Genomic DNA, 20,557 nt, shown 5'->3' with positions numbered 1-20,557 from the left:
AGGCAGAAAGCACCGCTGTAACCAGGCCGAAGAAGCGCGTCGCCAAGGCGGAAGCGGCCAAGGCTGAGAGCGTTGCTCCAGTCCGGGAGAAGAAGCGCACCACCAAAGCAGAAACGGCCAAGGCCGAGAGCGCTGCTCCAGCCCGCGCCAAGAAGGGTGCCACCAAGGCGCAAGCGGCCAAGGCCGAGAGCGCTGCTCCAGCCCGGCCGAAGAAGGGCGCCGCCAAGGCGCAAGCGGCCAAGGCCGAGAGCGCTGCTCCAGCCCGGGCGAAGAAGGGCGCCACCAAGGCGCAAGCGGCCAAGGCCGAGAGCGCTGCTCCAGCCCGGCCGAAGAAGGGCGCCGCCAAGGCGCAAGCGGCCAAGGCCGAAACCGCTGCTCCAGCCCGGCCGAAGAAGGGCGCCGCCAAGGCGCAAGCGGCCAAGGCCGAAACCGCTGCTCCGGCCCGGCCGAAGAAGGGCGCTGCCAAAGCCGCGGCCGGCGAGGGCGAGCGCTCTTCCTCGGCGGGTAAAACCTCCAGGCCGAGGCGCGGCGGCAAAAAGCCGGAAGGACGTGACTGATGGCACGTCGTCATCAGAATCTCTCCCGCCGTACCCCCGGTGCAGAGGGTGTCACGGCGAAGCGCCCCGCACGCGCGGCGGGCGCCTCGCCGGTACCACCCAAGGGGTGCGAGGCGGTCTATGGGGTGCACAGCGTCGAGGCCTTGCTGTCCGTCGAGAACGATCGGGTCGAGCCGCCGAGGCAGCTGTGGATTCAGGAAGGGGACGCGGGTGAGCGTCTCGCCCAGCTCTGTGCCATCGCTTCCGAGCGGGGCATCGATATCCAGCGTTCGTCGCGCGAGGCGCTCGATGCCGTCGCGCAAGGCGGCAATCATCAAGGAGTGGTGGCATTCTGCCCGCCGCTGGTTGCCGAGGCGGAGCAGAGCCTGCTCTGGCGCCTCGACGACTGGCGTGAGGCCCGGCCTGCGCTGTTGCTGGTACTGGATGGCGTCACCGATCCCCACAACCTCGGCGCCTGCTTGCGCTGCGTCGATGCTGCTGGTGCCCATGGCGTGATCGTTGCCAAGGATCGTGCCGCACCGCTCAATGCCACGGTGCGTAAAGTCGCCTCCGGTGCGGCGGAGGCGGTGCCGGTCTATCAGGTCACCAACCTCGCCCGCACGCTGGAGACGCTGCGCAGCCAGGGCGTTTGGGTCTATGGGACCGCCGGGGAGGCGACTCAAAGCCTGTTCGAGGTGGATCTGCGTGGGCCTTGCGCGCTGGTGATGGGGGCGGAGGGCAAGGGGCTCAGGCGGCTGACGCGTGAGCGCTGCGATGCGCTGGTCAAGCTGCCGATGGCGGGCAGAGTGTCGAGTCTCAACGTTTCCGTGGCAGCTGGCATCGGACTTTTCGAAGCGGTACGGCAGCGCGGTTGAGCGCCACGCTTGTAGTCATGTGCCAGTATCATTAGAATATCGCGGCTTTTCGTCATATTCGCGGCCGCCGCTACAGCGGTGGTTCGCAATCGTGTTCCGACGGTTCGCCGTCGCGACATTCATCTCCCTCCTTGCTTCTTCCGGCTCCACGCCATTGCGTTGGAACGCGTCGAAGCTGTCAAACCGAAAGGAGACATCATGCGTCATTACGAAATCGTCTTCATGGTTCATCCGGACCAGAGCGAGCAGGTTCCGGCGATGGTCGAGCGCTACACCGGCATCGTCACCGAGAGCGGCGGCACCGTTCATCGTCTCGAGGATTGGGGTCGCCGCCACCTGGCCTACCCGATCAACAAGATCCACAAGGCGCACTACGTGCTGATGAACGTCGAGTGCAGCGCTGAAGCGCTGGCCGAGCTCGAGAACATCTTCCGCTTCAACGACGCGATCATCCGCAACATGGTCGTACGCACCAACGAAGCGGTCACCGAAGCCTCTCCGATGATGAAGGCCGGTGAAGAGCGCGGTCGCCGTCGTGATCGTGACGAGCGCGGTGATGGTGAGCGTAACGATGGCGAGCGTGACAGCGAAAGCTACCACGCTGAAAGAGCAACCGCTGAGTAAGATTCGTCCGGAGGATTGACCCATGGCACGCTTTTTCCGTCGCCGTAAGTTCTGCCGTTTCACCGCCGAAGGCGTGAAGCAGATCGATTACAAGGACATCGATACACTGAAGTCCTACGTCACCGAAACCGGCAAGATCGTACCCAGCCGCATCACCGGTACCCGCGCTCGCTACCAGCGTCAGCTGGCCACCGCGATCAAGCGCGCGCGCTACCTGGCGCTGCTGCCGTACACCGACAGCCACCAGTAAGCGGGTACCCATGCTGCTAGCGTTCGCCAAATGGGTGATGCAGGGCCGTTACCAGGCGATCGGGGTGGCGCTGGCCGCCACCCTGGTGCCTTGGTTCTTCTGGCTGGGCGCCGCAGTCGTTGCGCTTTGTGTGCTTCGCAAGGGCACGACGCAAGCGGCGCCGGTGCTGATCGCCGCCCTGATTCCCAGCCTGTTCTGGTGGACGCAGGGCGACGTACTGCCGGTGAGCTGCATCGTGCTGGTCGCGCTCATGGCCGGAGTGCTGCGAGCCCGGACGCGCTGGAGCGAGACGCTGATCGCAGGCAGCCTGGTCTCCGCGGTGCTGGGCCAGAGCGGCATCTTCGTACCACCCGACGCGGGTCTGCTGATCGAGCAGCTGCGTCAGAGTTCCGGTGAGATCGATGCCCTGCTGACCAGCTACGCGCAGCAGGGCATCTCGATCGATCAGCTCGCCAGCTTGCTGATCGGTGTGGTCACCGGGCTGATGATGCTGCTCGCTTCGGTCGCCTGTCTGGCGCTGGCGCGCAGTTGGCAGGCCGGGCTCTACAATCCGGGTGGCTTTCGCAGCGAGTTTCACCAGCTGCGTCTGCGCCCGGCCGAGCTCGGCGTGGTGATTGCGATCGCCCTGGTCGGCGGCCTGCTCGGCGCTCCCGCGGCGCTGCTGGTCGCTTGGGTGCCGCTGCTGGTGTCGGGCATCGCGCTGGTGCACGGGCTGCTGGGTATCAAGGGGATGAATGGGCTTTGGCTGGTGGGCTTCTATGCCCTGCTGCTGACCACCTGGCCCGCAATAGTGATAGTGCTGCTACTGGCGCTGATCGACAGCTTCGCGAACTTCCGCGGGCGTCTCGCCGGTAGTCAACGTTAAGAGGTCAACGAGATGGAAGTCATTCTGCTCGACAAGCTCGGCAAGCTGGGCGCCCTGGGTGACAAAGTCACCGTCAAGGCAGGCTACGGCCGTAATTACCTGATTCCCTACGGCCTTGCCGTACCGGCGAGCCAGGAAAACATCGACGCCTTCGAGGCTCGTCGCGCTGAGCTCGAAAGCGAAGCCGCGATCCGCAAGGCTGAAGCCGAGAGCCGCGCCGCTCAGCTGGCCGACATCGAGCTTTCGCTGACGGCCAAGGCCGGCGATGAAGGCAAGCTGTTCGGTTCCATCGGTCCGCGCGATCTGGCTGACGCCATCGCTCAGGCCGGCATCGACGTCGCCAAGAGCGAAGTGCGGATGCCGGAAGGCCCGATTCGTTCCACCGGCGAATACGATATCGACCTCCAGCTGCATTCGGACGTGTCGGCTGTCGTCCGTGTGGTCGTCACCGCCGAATAAGCGGTCCGCCACCGGTGGTCGGAAGGGGGCACGCGCAAGCGTGCCCCTTTCTTTTCGAGCTTTGGTCTGGCCTTGGCCATCGGCCTGCGCGGCTGGCCTGAATCGGCTGGTGGCATTACCATGCTCCTACCCCGCATGCCTCTGGCCGCTCGTTGGCGGCGTGGTCGCGGAAGAATTCTCGTATCGCCCCGTCGGGGCTTGCCTTCACTTCACGGACCCCATATGAGCGAAGTGACCGAGCGCGATCAAGAAACCGCTGCGCTCAAGGTGCCACCGCATTCCGTCGAGGCCGAGCAGTCGGTGCTGGGCGGTCTGATGCTAGACAACAGTGCCTGGGACTTGGTCTCCGAACGCTTGATCAGTGATGACTTCTATCGCTTCGAGCATCGCTGCATCTTCAACGCGGTCAAGCAGCTGCTCGAGGAGAGCCGCGCCGTCGACGTGGTGACGCTCTCTGAAGCGCTGGAGCTGCGGGACCAGCTCGATCAGGTGGGTGGGTTGGCCTATCTCGCCGAACTGGCTCGAAACACCCCCTCCGCCAGCAACATTCGCGCCTATGCCGATATCGTGCGCGAGCGCGCGACGCTGCGTAAATTGATTCAGGCCGCCAACCAGATCGCCGAGGGGGCTTTCACTCCCCAGGGGCGTCCCGCCGATGAGCTGGTCAATGAGGCCGAGCGGCTGGTCTTCCAGATATCCGAGTCCCGGCCCAAGTTCGGCGGTCCGGTGGGAATGAGCAGTCTGCTCACCAAGGCGGTCGACAGGATCGACCAGCTGTTCAATCTCAAGGGCCAGATGACCGGGCTGTCGACCGGGTTTCGCGATCTGGACGAGATGACCTCGGGATTGCAGCCTGCGGATCTGGTGATCGTTGCGGGGCGCCCGTCGATGGGCAAGACCACCTTCGCGATGAATCTGGTCGAGCATGCCGTGGTCAGTAGCGACAAAGCATCGATCGTGTTCTCGATGGAAATGCCGGCAGAGCAGCTGATGCTGAGGATGATCTCTTCGCTGGGGAGAATCGACCAGACCCGGGTGCGTACCGGCCAGCTGGAGGACGAGGACTGGCCTCGACTGACCTCGGCGGTCAACCTGCTCAAGGATCGCAAGCTCTACGTCGACGATACGCCGGCGCTGTCGCCCAACGAGATGCGCGCTCGAATTCGGCGGCTGGTCCGTGAAGCGGGCAGCATTGGCCTGATCATGATCGACTACCTGCAGCTGATGCAGGTGCCGGGGATGTCTGAAAACCGTACTGCGGAGATTTCCGAGATCTCCCGCTCACTCAAGGGGCTGGCGAAGGAGTTCAGCTGCCCTGTGGTGGCGCTCTCGCAGCTCAACCGCTCGCTCGAGCAGCGTCCCAACAAACGCCCGGTGATGTCGGACCTGCGCGAGTCGGGCGCCATCGAGCAGGACGCCGACCTGATCGCCTTCGTCTACCGTGACGAAGTCTATAATCGCGACAACCCCGATAACAAAGGGCTTGCCGAGCTGATCATCGGCAAGCAGCGTAATGGCCCGATCGGCACTGTGCACATGGCCTTCGTGGGCAAGTACACCCGCTTCGAGGATCTTGCCCCGGACAGCTACGGCCAGTTCGGCGACGATTGATTCTCTGGTTCTACACTGATTCGAAAACGAGGTATTGGCATAGATGGCAGCAGGATTTCGCCGCAGCGGTCGGCGTCGACAACCCAAGCTCGAGGCGCGCGGTGTGCTCGAGAGCCTCGATCGGGAAGGGCCGTTCAAGGAGTGGCTCGGCATGCCGGATCTCTATCGCCATGTGCTGGTGGTAGGTGGCGAGACCTATACCTATCAAGTGGAAGATGCCGAGCTGCCGGTGAAGGTCGGCGACATGGTGGTGTTCCGCTATCGTGAAGCCAAGGCGGGTAAATGGATCGATCGCAATTCCCTCGGCGTTGCGATCGACCCCAGCACCTATCAGCGCGACTGAGCGACGCTTCGTCCTCATGCGCGATCGCTGACCGCCAGTGGTGGCAATAGCGCTCGCTTTAGCGGGCGCTATTGGTCTTGGATGTTCTTGGTCTTGGATGTCCTGGCGCCGCCGGTGCTCCCTCGGTTTTTCTCCGACTCCCCTCCGGCTTCTCTCATTGCCGGCTGCCTGCTCGTTCCTCTTTGGAGGCCTGGGCCATCGGTCGCAAGACCTGGTTGAGTCGTGCCTGAAGAGAGCGGGCCAGAGGCGTCCCATTGGTGCACCCGCCGCTGTGGGGGGATAGAACGGCGCTTTTAGTTGTCCTACAGTGGTGCAGTCATCTTGCTGACACTGGGTGTCGATAGCATGACCGTACGTACCGCCCAGGAGGGTGCGGTACGCATTCGCGGTGGTCCAGGAATGCATGAGACCTCGCGCCCAGCAAGGGTGCGCCGCGAAACAAGAGAGCAATAACGATGCAATGAAGGAGAACCGATATGGACATGCATCAACTCGAGCATGACACCGAGCGACTCGGTGAATTGGAATTGAACATCATAGCTTCGGTAGGCAATCAGCTTTACCAGATCGAATGTCGTGACGACCGCCATGTCTGGCTTTTGGAACGCAAGGGGCGGCCCCAACTGTTTCGCTCGTTGGATGCCGCATTCGATGTGCTGCGGACCCTCGGCGTCAAGCGTGCCTTTCTGGTCGAAACCGCGCAGAGCGATATCCCCGCCAACGAGCGCACTGCGCTGACGTTGTGACCGTGTCGCGCCGTCCGGCGCACACTTAGCGCCAATCCCACTCGTTGTCCCACCCGCCGAGACGCCGCTATAGCCGGCGTCTCATAGTGCCGTTCAATCCGCTTTCATAGACAGGATTGGTCCGTTCTATCTCTCCCCAGGGGTTTATAATGCCGCCAGTCCTGGTGGCATGGCCGCATGGTACGAAGGCAGCCAGCGTCTCCAGGAGAGACTGAGTCGAAGAATCAAGGAGTCGTTGATGCCAAGTCCGCGTTTCGGAGTACTGCTCGTCAATCTAGGTACGCCTGAGGCACCTACCGCTCCCGCAGTCAGGCGTTATTTGGCCGAGTTCCTCTCCGACCGCCGGGTGGTGGATACGCCAAGGCCGATATGGCTGCCGATACTCTATGGTGTGGTGCTGACTTTCCGGCCGCCCAAGGTCGCTAAAGCCTACCGCTCGATCTGGACCGATGAGGGATCACCGCTGCTGGTGATGTCGCGCCGTCAGCAGCGTGCGCTTGCCGAGCGCCTCGCTGAGCGTTTCGATGAGGAGATCCCGGTCGAGCTGGCGATGACCTATGGTCGACCGAGCATGGAGGAGGCCATCGAGGCGCTGCGGGCCAAGGGAGTACGGCGGCTGTTGATGCTCCCGTTGTACCCACAGTTCTCGCGCTCCACCACGGCATCGGTGTTCGATAGCCTGGCGCGAACATTGGCCTCCTGCCCGGCACATCCTGAGCTTCGCACCATACGCAGCTACCACGATCATCCGGGCTATATCTCGGCGCTCGCCGCCAGCGTCCGTGAGCACTGGGATCGCCAAGGCTATCGAGGCCATTTGGTGATGTCCTACCATGGCGTGCCGAAGCGGTATGCAGAGGAGGGCGATCCCTATGCGAGCGAATGTGCGACGACCAGCCGCTTGCTGGCCGAAGCGTTGAGGCTTGGGGATGAGGAGTGGACGATGACCTTCCAGTCGCGATTCGGGCGCGAAGAGTGGCTCAAGCCCTACACCGATGTCACGCTCGCTGCCTGGGGCAAGCAGAAGCGCTTCGATGCCATCGACATCATGAGCCCCGCATTCGCGGCCGACTGCCTGGAGACCCTCGAGGAGCTGGCGATCCAGAACAAGGAGAACTATCTCGAGGCGGGCGGCAATCGCTATGAGTACATTCCCGCGCTCAATGATCGTGAGGATCATCTGGCGCTCTTCACCGACCTGGTCGTCCAGCACACCCAAGGCTGGTAACCGTCGCGTGCAAGCAAAGGGCCGCCTCGCACTGCTGCGAGGCGGCCCTTTGCTATGCTGGCCCGAGAGGGCGCAGCGCTAGTCCTGGTCGATCTTCTCGTTGAGCTCGAACGGCCCGCCCTGGGTATTGGACTGCCGTGGCAGCTTCAGGTGGAGTGCGCTCATGGTCAAGAGGTGGGCACTCACCGGAGCGGTGATCAGTACGAACAGGGTGAGGATCAGCTCGGGAAAGCTTGGCGTGCCGGTGTGGAACCAGAAGAACAGGATCGATGCGAGGATCATGCAGCCGAGCGCCATCGTCGAGCTCATCGCTGGCCCGTGCATGCGCATGTAGAAGTCGTTGAATCGCACCATGCCGATACCGCCGATCACCGCGGTCAAGCCGCCGCATACCAGCAGGAGGGCGACGACGAGCTCGATGAAAAAGCCCAGGTATTCCATTGGAATTGCCTCCTTTACTCGATGATCATGCCGCGCAGCAGATATTTGCACAGCGCGGCGATGCTGAGGAAACCGAACATTGCGATCAGCACCGCTGCTTCGAAGTCGAAGCGAGTGCCGGTGCTGATGCCCATCAGGATCACCGGGCCGATCGCGTTCATGTACATGGTGTCGAGCGCCGCGATCCTATCGGGCAGGCTGGGGCCGATCAGGATGCGGTAGGCGTTCAGGCAGAACGCGACCATGTAGAGCAGCGCGCTGATCCAGATCCCCCATTCGAGGATCGACATTGAACCTAGCATCCGAAGATCTCCTTGAGCGGGCGTTCGTAGCGCTCGTAGATGAAATTGACCAGCGCCTCCCTGTCATCGACGTCGAGGGCATGGATCAGCAGGGTGTTGTCGTGAGGACGCAGGTGCGCCGACAGCGTGCCCGGCGACAGCGAGATCGTGCTGGTCAGCAGGGTGATGGGAAACGGCTCCTGCATCGCCAACGGATAGATGATGAATCCAGGCCGTGAATGATGGCTGGGGGAAAGCACCTTACGCCCGACCACCAGGTTGGCGACGATGATGTCGTAGAACACGTGGAAGACGAAGAGTATCAGCTTGAACGGCTTGTGGATCTTCGGCTGCGGCACCCAGAACGCATCGGTGAGCTTGGGGATGACCAGCGCGAGGATGAACGCCAGTACCGCGCTGCCCGGGGTGAATGACGTGAGCAGCAGCCACGTGAGGAAGATCAACGTGGAGATGAAGGGATGGGTGATGAGCCAATGGAAGAAGCGTTTCATGGTCCGCTCTCCTCTCCGGCGGTGTCGATGGAGACACCGAGCAGCGCTTCGGTGTAGGCATTGGTGTCGAGCAGCTGCGCAGTGATCGTATCGGTGTAGGCGCTGATCGGGCCGGCGAAGATCGGCATCAGCACGGCCACGCCGATCAGCATGACCACCGCACCGCCGGTGCGCAGGTTGAGCAACGGCCCCTTGGTCGAGGCGCTCGCGCCCGAGCGCCAGAACACCGTGGTGCCGGCGCGCGAGGTGCTGACGATACCCAGCAGGGTCGAACCGAGCACCAGCGGCCAGAGCCAGGCCCCCTCGCTACCCTGGGCGCTGAACAGGATCAGCGTCTTGGCCAGCGCGCCGGAGAACGGCGGCAAACCGAGGATGCCGAGCATGCCGATCATGTAGAGCGCGCCGAGCAGATAGGGCTGGCGCAGCCGCCGGCTCTTGACGATGCGGGTGCTGGCGCGTCCGCGCTGGCGGCCGATCACCTCGGAGAGCAGGAACAGTCCCGCGCTGATGAACGTGGTATGGGGCAGGTAGAAGAGCAGGGCGCTGTAGCTCGCCGGGTGGCTCATGCCGAGCGCGGCGACCATGGTGCCGACCGAGATCAGGGTCAGGTAGCTGACCTGCAGGCGCAGGTCGGGGCTCGAGAACACGCCGATGCCGCCGATCGCGAGGGTGGCGAGGCCGCCCCACCACAGCCAGACGTGGGCGAAATTGGCGAGCTCGCCGGCATGGTCGCCGAAGATCTGCGTATATACCCGTAGAATCGAGTAGATCCCCACCTTGGTCATGATCGCGAAGATCGCCGCTACCGCCCCCGGTGCCGCGGCGTAGGCGCGGGGTAACCAGAAATGCAGCGGCAGGATCGCCGACTTGAGCAAGAACACCGCCATCAGCAGCAGCGCGGCAGACTGCACCAGCGCTGCGCGGCGCGGATCCATATTGGTGACCTGCACCGCGAGATCGGCCATGTTGAGCGTGCCGAGGGTGCCGTAGAGCGTACCGATCGCGATCAGGAAGAAAGACGATGCCGCGATGTTGAGCACCACGTAGTGCAGCCCGGCCAGGGTCCGCTTGCGTCCTCCGGAGTGCAGGATCAGCCCGTAGGAGGCGATCAGCAGGATCTCGAAGAAGACGAAGAGGTTGAAGATGTCGCCGGTCAGGAAGGCGCCGTTGATCCCCATCAGCTGGAACTGGAACAGCGCATGGAAGTTGCTGCCGCGAGCGTCCTGCCCGCCGGAGGAGTAGAGCAGCGCCGCCGAGCCGAGCAGGGTGGAGATCAGCACCATGTAGGCGGCCAGGCGGTCCAGCACCAGGATGATCCCGAACGGCGGTTGCCAGTCGCCCAGCGCATAGCTGCGGATCGCGCCGTCGCTGCTCTGGACCAGCAGCGTGATCGCCACCGCCAGCTGCGCGACCATGCCGATGGCGGCGAGCGTGCGGTGGAATCGCTGGCTATCGCCGCGTTTGAACAGCATCAACGCGCCGAACAGCAGCGGCAGTACGATGGGAGCAATGATCAGATGGTCACTCACCTTTTGATGCCTCCACGAGCCTGGTTGAGCTCGAGCGGGTCATCGTTCCTGCTGCGCCGTGACTGGCGCCGGCGCCCATTGACATGATCGCTGCCAAGATCCCCACGGGCGCGAATCGCCAGGATGATCACGAACGCGGTCATCGCGAAGCCGATCACGATGGCGGTCAGTACGAGTGCCTGCGGCAGCGGGTCGACATCGGGAAGGCCGTCGTTGACCAGATTGCTGGCGCCGAGCTTGAGCCGTCCCATCGAGAACAGGAACAGGTTGGCCGCGTAGGTCAGCAGTGTCAGGCCGAGGACCACCGGAAAGGTGCGTCCTCGCAGGGTCAAGTAGATGCCGCAAGTGGTCAGGATTCCGACCGCGGCGGAAAACAGCGCTTCCATCTCAATGGTGCTCCATCGTGGTGGATTTGGTCGACGCCTTGCGCGCTTCGCGCGCCGGGCTGTGCGGCGTCGCCAGCTTGCCCAGATTGGCGAGGATCATCATCGTCGAGCCGATTACGACCAGGTAGATGCCGAGATCGAACAGCAGGGCGGTGGCGAGTTCGAGCTCGCCGATCAGCGGCAGGTGGAAGTAGTCGAACCAGGAGGTCAAAAACGGCTCGCCGAAGGCCCAGGCACCCATGCCGGTGAAGGCGGCGACCAGCAGTCCGGCGGCGATCACGTGCTGGTAGTCGACCCGCAGCCGGCGCAGGGTCCATTCCACGCCTCGTGCCATGTAGAGCATGATCAGCGCCGAGGCGGCGACCAGCCCGCCGATGAATCCTCCCCCCGGCAGGTTGTGGCCACGCAGGAAGATGTAGACCGAAACCATCAGCGCCAGCGGGAACAGCACTTGGGAGACCGAACCGAAGATCGTCGGGTAGTACTCGGGCGACCAGGGACGGTTCTCCGCGCTGGTGGTCGGCACGAAGATCTTCATCCGGTTGAGCAGCTTGAGCACGCCGAGTGCGGCGATGCCGAGCACCGCGATCTCGCCGAAGGTATCGAAGCCACGGAAGTCGACCAGGATCACGTTGACCACGTTGTAGCCGCCGCCGCCGGGCTTGGCCTGCTCGGTGAAGAAGTTGCCTATGGTCTCATAGGGCTGGGTCAGGACCGCGAAGTTGATGCTCGCGATCACGATGCCGATCGCTCCGGCGAGGATCAGGTCGCGCAGGATGCGGATACCGCTCGACGCCTTGGGGGTCTGCTGGGGCAGGAAGAACAGGGTCAGCAGCATCAGAATCACGGTGACGGTCGATACCACCAGCTGCGTCAGCGCAAGATCCGGTGCGGAGAAGCGCAGGAAGGTGAGGATCACCATCAGCTCGGTGATCGACAGGCAGATCAATGCGATCAGCCGCTGGCGCTGGAAGTAGACCGTAGCGATCGCCCCCGTGCCCATCAGCGTGGCGCCGACGATGATGTAGGGGTCGAGCGGCTGCATTGGCACCTCGCCCATCAGTACCGGCATGCGCAGCAGGCCGAAGCTGGCCAGCACCAGCATCATCGCCATCATCAGGAATACGTAGCGCTGCAGCGAACGTGAGTCGAAGCGGTCCAGGGCGCGGGCGCAAAATGCGGTGGCGCGCTGTACCGCGCCCTCGAACACGTACTTGGCATCGGTGACGAGGAAGTCGCGGCGGAAGCTGTTGAGGCCACCGCGCAGCAAATAGAGCACGGCGCCGAAGACCATCGCCGCGATGCTCATCATCAGCGGCAGGTTGAAGCCGTGCCACAGCGACAGATCCTGGCCGTCCATCGCGTTCGGGGCGACCACGCTCATCGCCACATCGAGCAGCGGGCCTACGATCTGCGCCGGGAACATCCCGACCGCGAGGCACAGAAGGATCAGTACCTCGATCGGCAGGCGCATCGGCCGCGGCGCCTCGTGGGGCTCCTTGGGCAAGAAGCGCGGTGCGCCGCGGTAGAACACATCGACCACCAAGCGCAGCGAGTAGGCCACCGAAAGCGCTGAGCCTACCGTCGCGAGCGCGGGGATCAGCCAGGAGAGTCCGCCGAGGTTCTGGGTCTGCAGGCTCTCGGTGAGGAACATCTCCTTGGAGATGAAGCCATTGAGCAGCGGCACCCCGGCCATCGAGGCGCCGGCCACGGTGGCGAGGGCGGCGGTGAACGGCATGTACTTGCGCAGGCCGCCGAGCTTGCGCGAGTCCCGGGTGCCGCATTCATGGTCGACGATGCCCACCGCCATGAACAGCGACGCCTTGAAGATCGCATGGTTGACCACGTGGAAGACCGCGGCGAGGGTGGAGAGCCGGGTATCGAGGCCGAGCAGCATGGTGATCAGGCCAAGGTGGCTGATCGTCGAGTAGGCGAGCAGCCCCTTGAGATCGTACTGCACCATGGCCATGTAGGCGCCGTAGAACATGGTGAACAGCCCGACCAGGGTGACGATGTAGTACCAGGCGTCGGTGCCGCTGATCACCGGGTAGAGGCGGATCATCAGGAAGATCCCCGCCTTGACCATGGTGGCGGAGTGCAGGTAGGCGCTCACCGGGGTGGGCGCGGACATCGCGTGGGGCAGCCAGAACTGGAACGGGAACTGCGCCGACTTGCTGAATGCGCCGATCAGCACCAGCACCAGCACCACCATGTAGGCGGGATGCTCGCGGATCATGTCGCCGGAATCGAGGATCGTGCCGATGTCGAAGGTACCGACGATCTTGCCGATCAGCATGAAGCCCGCGAGCAGGCAGAGGCCGCCGGCACCGGTGACCGCCAGGGCCATCCTGGCACCCTTGCGCGCGCTGCTCTGGTGGGTCCAGAAGCTGATCAGCAGGAACGAGGAGATGCTGGTCAGCTCCCAGAAGAACCACAGCAGCAGCAGGTTGTCCGAGGTGACGATCCCGAGCATCGAGGTCATGAACAGCATCAGGTAGCTGTAGAACCGCGCCATCGAGTCTTCGGGCGCCAGATAGTAGCGCGCATAGACGATGATCAGCAGACCGATGCCGAGAATCAGCAGGGCGAAGAGCAGTGACAGGCCGTCGAGGCGGAAGGCGAGTTCGAGTCCGAGCTGCGGCACCCATGGCAGGCTGTAGCGGATGATCTGGCCATCGAATACCGAGACCGAGAGGAAGATGGTCAACACCAGCGCACACAACGGCAGGATGGCGGTGAGGCAGGCGCTACCCGTGCGCCCGGCACGCGCGCCCAGGAGGGGAACGAGACTGCCCAGCAGCGGGAGCAGGACGATCAACGGCAAGGTCATGTACGCGCTCTCAGGCTTCGGTTCGACGGGCCCTGCCTCGTCCGGTTCGACGGCGTGGCGAAGGGCATGCATGCTTTTTTATCGGCCGGGTGCTGTGAGCCGGGCGCCTGTCGCCGTGGCAGGCGGGAACTTCTCGCTTGCGCGGATTCAGGCGGATTAGGTGGCTCACGGCCAAGCCGAGGATGGCAATTGGTTCGGTGCTCGGCGAAACGCTCGGGGAAGGGGATGGCAGCCGACCCAGGGTCGATTGGAGCTCCCTTCGCGCTGTCGCGGCGATTTCATTAGTTAGCTGTAAAATGAATCCGCGGCAGCGCTCGATACACCGCTCGAGCGACGCTAAGTTAATGTTCGAGCTCCAAAAATGTAACATTCATCAGTGTCGGTCGCCAGCAAACCAAGCTTAAGCCAATATTTTCCTCTCTATGCCGCGTCGCTTCTTACCATCACCCTTCCGGCGAGTTTCGAGATCACTCTGCCCAGCGTGGTTCGCTGGTGAAGGAGATGGTCAACCAGCGCTCCGGCGCTGCCTCCCCGAGCGCGCTTGCGATCTCTTCCCGCCAGCCGTCGAGCCGCGCGATGGTGCCGATCTCGGCGTTCTCGGCGAGCAGTACGTGAATCTCGATGAAACGAGCGCGTCCGCTGCGCTGGACGTAGGAGGTGAACCCGGCGAGCCCATGGCGTGCGACGAACGCTTGCATCGTCTCCCGCACCTGTTGATCCAGTGAGCCCGGCACCATCTGCAGCAGGTCCCTGATCGCGGGCATCGAGGCGCGAAGCGCGGTCGGCGCGATGATCAGCGAGATCACCACCAGGATCAGCGGGTCGAGGTAGGGTGTCAGCGCACGGTATCCGGTGTCGGCGAGTATCCAGGCGCAGACGAAGGCGCACAGCAGCCCAAGGGAGAGAATGCCGTCGGTCATCCAGCTCAGGGTGTCGAAACGCACCAGCGGGGAGTTCAGCCGTCGATTGCGCCGGCGCAGGTAGGCGTAGTAGCCGAAGTCGATCAGGGTGAAGAGCGCCGCATAAAGCGACGCCAGGCCGAAATCGATCGCGTGGCCGCCGCTGAGCAGGCCGAGGATGCCGGAGCTCATCGCATAGACCGCGATCAGCAGCAGGAAGCCGCCCTCGACCAGCATCGCGATCGGTTCGAGATGCCAGTAGCCGAACTGGAAGCGACGGCTCGACTCACGAGCGATCAGCCGGGCGGTGATCAGCATCAGGATCTTGATCAGGGTAGCGACGACCGAGAAGATCCCATCGAAGAGGATCGACTGCGAAGCGGCGAAGAGGCCGAAGAAAATACCGCAGACGGCGACCAGCGCCATCATCAGGGTCGACTGCTTGAGCAGGCGTTGTTCGAGTGAGGCCATGATCGGTCTCGATGGTTGATGATTGGGCAAGGGGGGGGAAAGGTGTCAGGCTCAGTAGAGCCTGGAGAGCAGCGCCACCACCGCGGTCTCTACCCGCAGGATACGCTCGCCGAGATGGATGCCTTCGCAGCCGGCTTCGATCAGCCGCTCGACCTCGTAGTCGATGAATCCTCCCTCGGGACCGATTGCCAGCAGCAGCGGCGCATCGAGCGGCAGCCCGCGGGGACAGGGTGCCGCCGCACCGGGGTGGGCGACGAGCCCTCGGCGCCCCTCGAGCAGCGCGGGCAGCTGGTCCTCGACGAATGGCTTGAAGCGGGTGACCAGTTCGACGGCCGGCATCAGCGTGTCGCGGGCCTGCTCGAGCCCGAGTTCGAGATGCTGGCGGATCTTTTCCGCTCCCAGCTCCGGCGACTGCCAATAGCTCTTCTCGACCCGTGCGGTGTGGAGCAGGGTCAGGCGCTTGACCCCGAGAGTGGCGATGTTCTCGAGGCTGCGTGCGAGCATTCGCGGGCGCGGCAGCGCCAGCAGCAGGTGCAGGTCCAGCGGCTGCGGCGCGGCGCGGCGGGGGGTGAAGGCGAAACGCGCGAGGTCGCGGTCGAAGGCGAGCAGCTCGCCTTCTCCGATCTCGCCGTCGATCTCGCCGAGCTGGTAGCGCTCGCCGATGGTGGCGCGATGCACCTCGTGGAGATGCCGCAGCCTGCGTGGATCGCGAAGCTCCACATAGGCGGTTCCATCGGGGGAGTGGCGCAGGGATTCGGGGGGGAACAGGATCAGGTTCATCGATTCGTGACTCATTGCCAGTCGCTAGCATAGCAGTTCGGGCACATCTCGGTCGCGCCGCCGCTGGCGCGGTTTTCTGGCATAATCGGCGGCTGAATCCGACTCAAGTTCAAGCGGGATGGTATCCATGAAGGTATTGATCATCGGCGGTGGCGGCCGCGAGCACGCCCTGGCATGGAAAGCGGCGCAGTCGAGTGGGGTCGAGCGGGTCTTCGTCGCTCCGGGCAACGCGGGTACCGCACGTGAGGAGAAGCTCGAGAACGTGGCGATCGATATCGACGACTTCGATGCGCTGGTCGAATTCGCCAAGCGCGAGGCCGTCGAGCTGACCATCGTCGGTCCCGAGGCGCCGCTGGTCGCCGGCATCGTCGATCGCTTCGAGCGCGAGGGGCTCAAGATCTTCGGCCCCAGCGCCAAGGCCGCCCAACTCGAGGGCTCGAAGTCGTTCACCAAGGACTTTCTGGCCCGCCACGCGATTCCCACCGCCGAGTACCGCACCTTCACCAAGATCGGCGAAGCGCTCGCCTATCTCGATGCGCTCGCCGTCGACGGCCGCGCCGCGCCGATCGTGATCAAGGCCGACGGCCTTGCCGCCGGCAAGGGGGTAGTGGTCGCCACCACCGAGCAGGAGGCGCGCGCTGCGGTGCGCGACATGCTCGAGGCCAACGCCTTCGGCGATGCTGGCGCGCGGGTGGTGATCGAGGAGTTCCTCGACGGTGAAGAGGCGAGTTTCATCGTCATGGTCGATGGCGACAATGTGCTGGCGATGGCCACCAGCCAGGACCACAAACGCGCGCTCGACGGCGATCTCGGCCCCAATACCGGAGGCATGGGCGCCTATTCGCCGGCACCCGTGGTTACCGCCGAGATCGACGCGCGGATCATGCGCGAGGTGATCGAACCGACCGTGCGCGGGATGAAGGAAGAGGGTGCGCGCTACGTCGGCTTCCTCTATGCCGGGCTGATGATCGACGCCGAAGGCGCGCCCAAGGTGATCGAGTACAACTGCCGCTTCGGCGACCCCGAGACCCAACCGATCATGCTGCGGCTGCGCTCCGATCTGGTCGAGCTCTGCCTCGCGGCACTGGAGGGGAGGCTTGATCGGGTCAGCTGCGAGTGGGACCCGCGCCCGGCGGTCGGCGTGGTGCTCGCGGCCGGCGGCTACCCCGGAAGCTACCGCAGAAACGATCCGATCACTGGGCTCGATGCGGCCGAGGCGCTCGGCGCCAAGGTGTTCCACGCCGGTACCACGATGGACGGCGATGGACGAGTGCTTTCCAGCGGTGGCCGGGTGCTCTGCGTCACGGCACTGGGAGCGAGCGTCTTCGATGCGGCGGCGGCGAGCTATCGCGGGCTCGAGGAGATCAAACTGGAGGGGGCGGTGTATCGGCGCGACATCGCCTATCGTGCGATCGCGCGCGAAAACGCCTAATCTGGGGCTCTGGCCCGAGTGGGTCGTCGGGATCATCAGAGGGGAGGGAGTCGATGTCGCGTGAGTACCCGATCGTCGCCGTGACCGGCTCGTCGGGCGCCGGCACCACTACGGTGCGCCGCGCCTTCGAGCGCATGTTCGAGCGCGAAGCGGTGCATGCCGCCTACGTCGATGGCGACGCCTTTCACCGCTATACCCGCGACGATCTCGCGCGGATTCGCCGTGAGGAGCCGGAGCGCAAGCACCAGCTCTCGCACTTCCATGTCGAGGCCAACCTGCTCGACCGCTTGGAGGCGCTGTTCGCCGAGTACAATGCCCGCGGCACCGGCGACTATCGCCATTACATCCATGCTGAAGACAAGCGGATGCTCGAGGCCGGCCATCGGGTCGGCACCTTCACCGAGTGGCAGCCGCTACCGGCCGGCACCGATCTGCTGTTCTACGAGGGCCTGCATGGAGGCCTGGTCACCGACGAGTACGATATCGCCCGCCACGTAGACCTGCTGGTCGGTGTGGCGCCGACGGTCAACCTCGAGTGGATCCAGAAGATCGACCGCGATATCAACATGCGCGGCTACTCCCACGAGGCGGTGGTCGACACCATCCTCGGCCGGATGCAGGACTACGTGCGCTACATCCAGCCGCAGTTCTCGCGCACCCACATCAACTTCCAGCGGGTGCCCACGGTCGATACCTCCAACCCCTTCGAGCCGCAGTCGATTCCGACCGACGCCGAGTCGTTCGTGGTGATCCGTTTTCGCGATCGCATGCAGGTCGACTTCCCCTACCTACTGGCGATGATCCAGGGGTCGTTCATCACCCGCCCGCATACCCTGGTGGTCCCGGGTGCCAAGATGCCGCTTGCGATCGAGCTGATCATCGCACCGAAGATCGAGTCGCTGCTCGCCCAGCGGCGTTTCCGCTAGTTCCCCGCCGACAACCACGAGGATTTCATGAGCACGCTGTTCGACAAGATCATCGCCCGCGAGGTCCCCGCCGAGATCGTCTACGAGGACGATCAGGTGCTGGCCTTCAACGACATCAACCCTCAGGCACCGACCCATGTGCTGATCATCCCCAAGAAGCCGATCGCCACGCTCAACGACCTCTCCGAGGAGGACGCCGCGCTGGTCGGGCGTCTGCCGCTCGTCGCTGCCCGGCTCGCCAAGCAGCTCGGCTTCGCCGAAGAGGGCTATCGGGTGGTGATGAACTGCAACGAGTACGGGGGCCAGAGCGTCTACCACATCCATATGCATCTGCTCGGCGGGCGCCGGTTGAACTGGCCGCCGGGCTGAGGCGCCGGGTTCGCGAGCATTGCGCGATCGATGACGGCGGCCCGGGCACCCAGCCCGGGCCGCCGTCGTTCACCGCTGCCTCATGGCTTTTGCACGCGGCTTGCAGGGAAAGGCGCCGAGGGGTCGAAGCGTCCGCCCGCGAGCAGCGAATCGGCGCCGAGCAGGAGCACGGTGCCGTCGTCGGCATCGATGTGGTGGGGTTCGGCGTGCTCGCCGAGCGAGCAGAGTTCGGCGCGAGCGGTCGCGATCCCCAGCGAATGCGCGGCCGCTCGATAGATGTCCGGGCGTACGCAGCGTTCGACCGCCTCGCGCAGCCGGATTTCGTCGTCGAAGTGGCCCCAGCGATGCAGCTGCGCCGCGAACCAAAGCGTATGGGTACGCCAGGGGTGCTGGGCATTGAAGCGGGCGAAGTGGATGTCACGCTGGGCGTCGCGCCCCTCACCGGCAACGAAGCGAGCATGGAGCTCCGCTTCGACGACGCTGTGGGGTAGCGCGAGATAGCCGCCGTCGATCAGCATCCGGCATGCGGCGAGTCGATGCTCGGCATCGGCGTCGAGCCAGTGGCCGGCCCTGATCAGCGCTCTCAGCAGAGCATGGTGGGTGTTCGGGTGACGTTCGGCCCACTGCTCGCGAACCCCCAGGACCTTCTCCCCGGCGTTGTGCCATATCGCGTAGCCCTCGCAGGCCACGACAGCGACGCCGCGCTCGACGCCGAGATCATTCCAGGGCGCGCCGACGCAGTAGCCATCGATCCACCCCGCCTCCACCTGGTCGGCCATCAGCGGGGGCGGCACCACCCGCAGTTCCACGTCGCGGTCCGGGTCGATCCCCGCGGCGTCGAGCCAGGCGCGCAGCAGGTAGCGGTGGGACGAGAACGGGTGCACGCTGGCCAGCCTGAGCGGCTCGAGACCCGCCTCGCGCCTTGCCGCTATCACCCGAGCGAGGGCTTCGGCGCGTCGCTGCGGGTGCGCGGCGGCCTCGGGAAGTAGCCTGCACATATGCTCGAACAGCGGGCGCGAGAGGCTGATCGCGTTGCCGTTGAGGTTGAGCGTCAACGCCGAGAGCATCGGTGTGGGACGGCCATCGAGCCCGAGGGTCGCTGCGAGCGGCATCAGCGGCAGCAGGTGGGCTGCCTCGACCTGCTCGAGCTGGATCGCATCGCGTACCGCGGCCCACGAACTCTCCACGCGCAGTTCGACATCGAGTCCCTCCTCGGCGAAGAAGCCCTGGTCGGCGGCGACCACCAGCGGCGCACTGTCCGACAGCGGCAGCATCGCCAGGCGCAGGTGGTGGGTTTCAAGCGCGCTCATCGATCGTCTCCTTCGTCGCCATTGGGCGATTTTGCCCCAGGCTTGCGCGGCCGGGTGTCGACGAGCTGTTCGAGCAGCTCCCCGGCAAGTTCGAATACCGTGGTTCTGCGGTCCATGGCGAGTTTGCGTAGTTGTCCATAGGCGATTGCCTCGCTGACTCCGTAACGCTCCATGAGCGCGGTCTTGGCGCGATCGATCGTTCGCCGCTGGTTCAGCGTCTCGCGCGCACGATTGAGCTCATGCTTGAGCTGGCGGTGAGTCTCGAAGCTTTCGATCGCCACATCGATGAGCGAACGCACCAGCGAAGGCACCAGCCCCTCGACCACATAGGCGCTGACGCCGGCGCGCGCGGCCTGCCGGGTCAGCGCCGAATCGGCTTCCCGGGAGAACACTATCATCGGTCGCGGGTATCGGCGGTTGATATGGCCGAGGTGCTCGAGAACGTCGCGGCTCGGCAGGCGGGTATCGATCAGCACCGCATCGGGCTCTAGGCGCTCGACCAGGCCATGCAGGTCGCAGTACTCGTCGGTGATCATCAGCACTTCGAAGCCGGCCTCGACGAGCGAGCGTTCAAGCGTGTGCGAGCGCTCGGAACGCGCATCGACGATCAGCACTCGCACGCTCATCGAGATTCCTCAGTAAAGGGCGGACAGGGAATGCCAGCGCGGCAGTGCCGTAGCCTGGATACGGCATATTCCTGTAAGCAAGGTCCCGTAAGCAAGGTCCGGCGACAAGCATTCGCGTGCAGGTGCCTGGATGATGCGTGGCGGTTCCAAGATGCACGCCGGTGGTGCGCTATCGCCGCCCTGGCGGGCCCTCGAACCAAGTCCGCTGGGAGATATTCCAAGCCTTTC

Annotated in this window: 22 protein-coding genes; 12 read left to right on the top strand and 10 right to left on the bottom strand. The window is 64.3% G+C overall.

The genetic code is table 11. The features are described 5' to 3' along the window. The first annotated feature begins 556 nt into the window (after positions 1-556). From rlmB to hemH, 9 genes are all read left to right on the top strand, one after another. Positions 557-1,411, top strand: a complete 855-nt coding sequence (gene rlmB / locus A5892_RS14785) for a 23S rRNA (guanosine(2251)-2'-O)-methyltransferase RlmB (protein WP_064123440.1) — start codon at positions 557-559, stop codon at positions 1,409-1,411. Positions 1,412-1,609: 198 nt separating this feature from the next. Next, a complete protein-coding gene (rpsF, locus tag A5892_RS14780) occupies positions 1,610-2,035 on the top strand; it encodes a 30S ribosomal protein S6 (RefSeq protein WP_064123439.1) in 426 nt (141 codons plus the stop codon). Between the two features lie 22 nt (positions 2,036-2,057). Then, positions 2,058-2,285, top strand: a complete 228-nt coding sequence (gene rpsR / locus A5892_RS14775; protein WP_027351467.1) for a 30S ribosomal protein S18 — start codon at positions 2,058-2,060, stop codon at positions 2,283-2,285. A gap of 10 nt (positions 2,286-2,295) precedes the next feature. Next, positions 2,296-3,150, top strand: a complete 855-nt coding sequence (locus A5892_RS14770) for a hypothetical protein (RefSeq protein ID WP_043448644.1) — start codon at positions 2,296-2,298, stop codon at positions 3,148-3,150. 12 nt (positions 3,151-3,162) lie between these two features. After that, positions 3,163-3,609 carry a 50S ribosomal protein L9 gene (gene rplI / locus A5892_RS14765; protein ID WP_027351465.1) on the top strand — a complete coding sequence of 149 codons (447 nt, stop codon included), beginning with the start codon at positions 3,163-3,165 and terminating at the stop codon, positions 3,607-3,609. Between the two features lie 222 nt (positions 3,610-3,831). Beyond that, on the top strand, positions 3,832-5,220 hold the full coding sequence (gene dnaB / locus A5892_RS14760) for a replicative DNA helicase (RefSeq protein ID WP_064123438.1): 1,389 nt from the start codon (positions 3,832-3,834) through the stop codon (positions 5,218-5,220). A gap of 43 nt (positions 5,221-5,263) precedes the next feature. Further along, the gene (locus A5892_RS14755) at positions 5,264-5,563 is read left to right on the top strand and encodes a hypothetical protein (protein ID WP_027351463.1); all 300 of its coding nucleotides are present in this window, start codon (positions 5,264-5,266) and stop codon (positions 5,561-5,563) included. A 476-nt stretch (positions 5,564-6,039) separates the two neighbouring features. Further along, positions 6,040-6,309: a DUF6482 family protein gene (locus A5892_RS14750; RefSeq protein ID WP_064123437.1), complete on the top strand. Its 270-nt coding sequence runs from the start codon at positions 6,040-6,042 to the stop codon at positions 6,307-6,309. 238 nt (positions 6,310-6,547) lie between these two features. Next, complete coding sequence (hemH, locus tag A5892_RS14745) at positions 6,548-7,537, top strand: ferrochelatase (RefSeq protein WP_064123436.1); 990 nt, start codon at positions 6,548-6,550, stop codon at positions 7,535-7,537. 78 nt (positions 7,538-7,615) lie between these two features. Here the strand turns inward: hemH and mnhG are convergent, their stop codons facing one another. The 8 genes from mnhG to A5892_RS14705 form a co-directional block, all read right to left on the bottom strand. Further along, positions 7,616-7,978 carry a monovalent cation/H(+) antiporter subunit G gene (gene mnhG, locus A5892_RS14740; RefSeq protein WP_064123435.1) on the bottom strand — a complete coding sequence of 121 codons (363 nt, stop codon included), beginning with the start codon at positions 7,976-7,978 and terminating at the stop codon, positions 7,616-7,618. Positions 7,979-7,992: 14 nt separating this feature from the next. Continuing rightward, on the bottom strand, positions 7,993-8,262 hold the full coding sequence (locus tag A5892_RS14735) for a K+/H+ antiporter subunit F (RefSeq protein ID WP_064124538.1): 270 nt from the start codon (positions 8,260-8,262) through the stop codon (positions 7,993-7,995). Between the two features lie 11 nt (positions 8,263-8,273). Next, complete coding sequence (locus tag A5892_RS14730; protein ID WP_064123434.1) at positions 8,274-8,771, bottom strand: Na+/H+ antiporter subunit E; 498 nt, start codon at positions 8,769-8,771, stop codon at positions 8,274-8,276. Continuing rightward, complete coding sequence (locus tag A5892_RS14725) at positions 8,768-10,300, bottom strand: monovalent cation/H+ antiporter subunit D (protein WP_082890489.1); 1,533 nt, start codon at positions 10,298-10,300, stop codon at positions 8,768-8,770. The genes A5892_RS14730 and A5892_RS14725 overlap by 4 nt, the downstream gene beginning before the upstream one ends. Continuing rightward, positions 10,297-10,686, bottom strand: coding sequence for a Na+/H+ antiporter subunit C (locus A5892_RS14720; RefSeq protein ID WP_064123433.1), 390 nt, complete (start codon positions 10,684-10,686; stop codon positions 10,297-10,299). The genes A5892_RS14725 and A5892_RS14720 overlap by 4 nt, the downstream gene beginning before the upstream one ends. 1 nt (position 10,687) lies before the next feature. Next, positions 10,688-13,516 carry a monovalent cation/H+ antiporter subunit A gene (locus A5892_RS14715; protein ID WP_064124536.1) on the bottom strand — a complete coding sequence of 943 codons (2,829 nt, stop codon included), beginning with the start codon at positions 13,514-13,516 and terminating at the stop codon, positions 10,688-10,690. 467 nt (positions 13,517-13,983) lie between these two features. Beyond that, positions 13,984-14,886, bottom strand: a complete 903-nt coding sequence (locus tag A5892_RS14710; RefSeq protein ID WP_064123432.1) for a cation diffusion facilitator family transporter — start codon at positions 14,884-14,886, stop codon at positions 13,984-13,986. Between the two features lie 51 nt (positions 14,887-14,937). After that, positions 14,938-15,666 carry a 16S rRNA (uracil(1498)-N(3))-methyltransferase gene (locus A5892_RS14705; RefSeq protein WP_064123431.1) on the bottom strand — a complete coding sequence of 243 codons (729 nt, stop codon included), beginning with the start codon at positions 15,664-15,666 and terminating at the stop codon, positions 14,938-14,940. 127 nt (positions 15,667-15,793) lie between these two features. Here A5892_RS14705 and purD point away from each other — a divergent pair, with 127 nt between their 5' ends. The 3 genes from purD to A5892_RS14690 are packed head-to-tail and all read left to right on the top strand — an operon-like array spanning position 15,794 to position 18,393. After that, positions 15,794-17,098: a phosphoribosylamine--glycine ligase gene (purD, locus tag A5892_RS14700; protein WP_064123430.1), complete on the top strand. Its 1,305-nt coding sequence runs from the start codon at positions 15,794-15,796 to the stop codon at positions 17,096-17,098. 53 nt (positions 17,099-17,151) lie between these two features. After that, positions 17,152-18,024 carry a phosphoribulokinase gene (locus A5892_RS14695; RefSeq protein ID WP_027351454.1) on the top strand — a complete coding sequence of 291 codons (873 nt, stop codon included), beginning with the start codon at positions 17,152-17,154 and terminating at the stop codon, positions 18,022-18,024. Between the two features lie 27 nt (positions 18,025-18,051). Beyond that, positions 18,052-18,393 carry a histidine triad nucleotide-binding protein gene (locus A5892_RS14690; RefSeq protein ID WP_064123429.1) on the top strand — a complete coding sequence of 114 codons (342 nt, stop codon included), beginning with the start codon at positions 18,052-18,054 and terminating at the stop codon, positions 18,391-18,393. 80 nt (positions 18,394-18,473) lie between these two features. Here the strand turns inward: A5892_RS14690 and A5892_RS14685 are convergent, their stop codons facing one another. Both A5892_RS14685 and A5892_RS14680 read right to left on the bottom strand, forming a co-directional pair. Continuing rightward, positions 18,474-19,703, bottom strand: a complete 1,230-nt coding sequence (locus A5892_RS14685) for a CmpA/NrtA family ABC transporter substrate-binding protein (RefSeq protein WP_064123428.1) — start codon at positions 19,701-19,703, stop codon at positions 18,474-18,476. After that, the gene (locus tag A5892_RS14680) at positions 19,700-20,329 is read right to left on the bottom strand and encodes an ANTAR domain-containing response regulator (protein WP_064123427.1); all 630 of its coding nucleotides are present in this window, start codon (positions 20,327-20,329) and stop codon (positions 19,700-19,702) included. Before A5892_RS14680 ends, A5892_RS14685 begins: the two co-directional genes overlap by 4 nt. Between the last annotated feature and the right edge of the window lie 228 nt (positions 20,330-20,557).

It is taken from the genome of Halotalea alkalilenta, from assembly GCF_001648175.1.
GTDB lineage: Bacteria > Pseudomonadota > Gammaproteobacteria > Pseudomonadales > Halomonadaceae > Halotalea > Halotalea alkalilenta_A.
The sequence above is the reverse complement of the archived record's forward strand: the minus strand, read 5'-3'. Positions and strand labels throughout refer to the sequence as shown.

Coding starts and splice junctions, on each gene's coding strand:
- hemH (WP_064123436.1), top strand. CDS start 6,548: ATGCCAAGTCCGCGTTTCGGAGTACTGCTCGTCAATCTAGGTACGCCT.
- rpsR (WP_027351467.1), top strand. CDS start 2,058: ATGGCACGCTTTTTCCGTCGCCGTAAGTTCTGCCGTTTCACCGCCGAA.
- A5892_RS14680 (WP_064123427.1), bottom strand. CDS start 20,329: ATGAGCGTGCGAGTGCTGATCGTCGATGCGCGTTCCGAGCGCTCGCAC.
- rlmB (WP_064123440.1), top strand. CDS start 557: ATGGCACGTCGTCATCAGAATCTCTCCCGCCGTACCCCCGGTGCAGAG.
- A5892_RS14720 (WP_064123433.1), bottom strand. CDS start 10,686: ATGGAAGCGCTGTTTTCCGCCGCGGTCGGAATCCTGACCACTTGCGGC.
- rplI (WP_027351465.1), top strand. CDS start 3,163: ATGGAAGTCATTCTGCTCGACAAGCTCGGCAAGCTGGGCGCCCTGGGT.
- dnaB (WP_064123438.1), top strand. CDS start 3,832: ATGAGCGAAGTGACCGAGCGCGATCAAGAAACCGCTGCGCTCAAGGTG.
- A5892_RS14750 (WP_064123437.1), top strand. CDS start 6,040: ATGGACATGCATCAACTCGAGCATGACACCGAGCGACTCGGTGAATTG.
- A5892_RS14755 (WP_027351463.1), top strand. CDS start 5,264: ATGGCAGCAGGATTTCGCCGCAGCGGTCGGCGTCGACAACCCAAGCTC.
- A5892_RS14690 (WP_064123429.1), top strand. CDS start 18,052: ATGAGCACGCTGTTCGACAAGATCATCGCCCGCGAGGTCCCCGCCGAG.
- A5892_RS14770 (WP_043448644.1), top strand. CDS start 2,296: ATGCTGCTAGCGTTCGCCAAATGGGTGATGCAGGGCCGTTACCAGGCG.
- A5892_RS14705 (WP_064123431.1), bottom strand. CDS start 15,666: ATGAACCTGATCCTGTTCCCCCCCGAATCCCTGCGCCACTCCCCCGAT.
- A5892_RS14685 (WP_064123428.1), bottom strand. CDS start 19,703: ATGAGCGCGCTTGAAACCCACCACCTGCGCCTGGCGATGCTGCCGCTG.
- A5892_RS14730 (WP_064123434.1), bottom strand. CDS start 8,771: ATGAAACGCTTCTTCCATTGGCTCATCACCCATCCCTTCATCTCCACG.
- A5892_RS14695 (WP_027351454.1), top strand. CDS start 17,152: ATGTCGCGTGAGTACCCGATCGTCGCCGTGACCGGCTCGTCGGGCGCC.
- mnhG (WP_064123435.1), bottom strand. CDS start 7,978: ATGGAATACCTGGGCTTTTTCATCGAGCTCGTCGTCGCCCTCCTGCTG.
- rpsF (WP_064123439.1), top strand. CDS start 1,610: ATGCGTCATTACGAAATCGTCTTCATGGTTCATCCGGACCAGAGCGAG.
- A5892_RS14715 (WP_064124536.1), bottom strand. CDS start 13,516: ATGACCTTGCCGTTGATCGTCCTGCTCCCGCTGCTGGGCAGTCTCGTT.
- A5892_RS14710 (WP_064123432.1), bottom strand. CDS start 14,886: ATGGCCTCACTCGAACAACGCCTGCTCAAGCAGTCGACCCTGATGATG.
- purD (WP_064123430.1), top strand. CDS start 15,794: ATGAAGGTATTGATCATCGGCGGTGGCGGCCGCGAGCACGCCCTGGCA.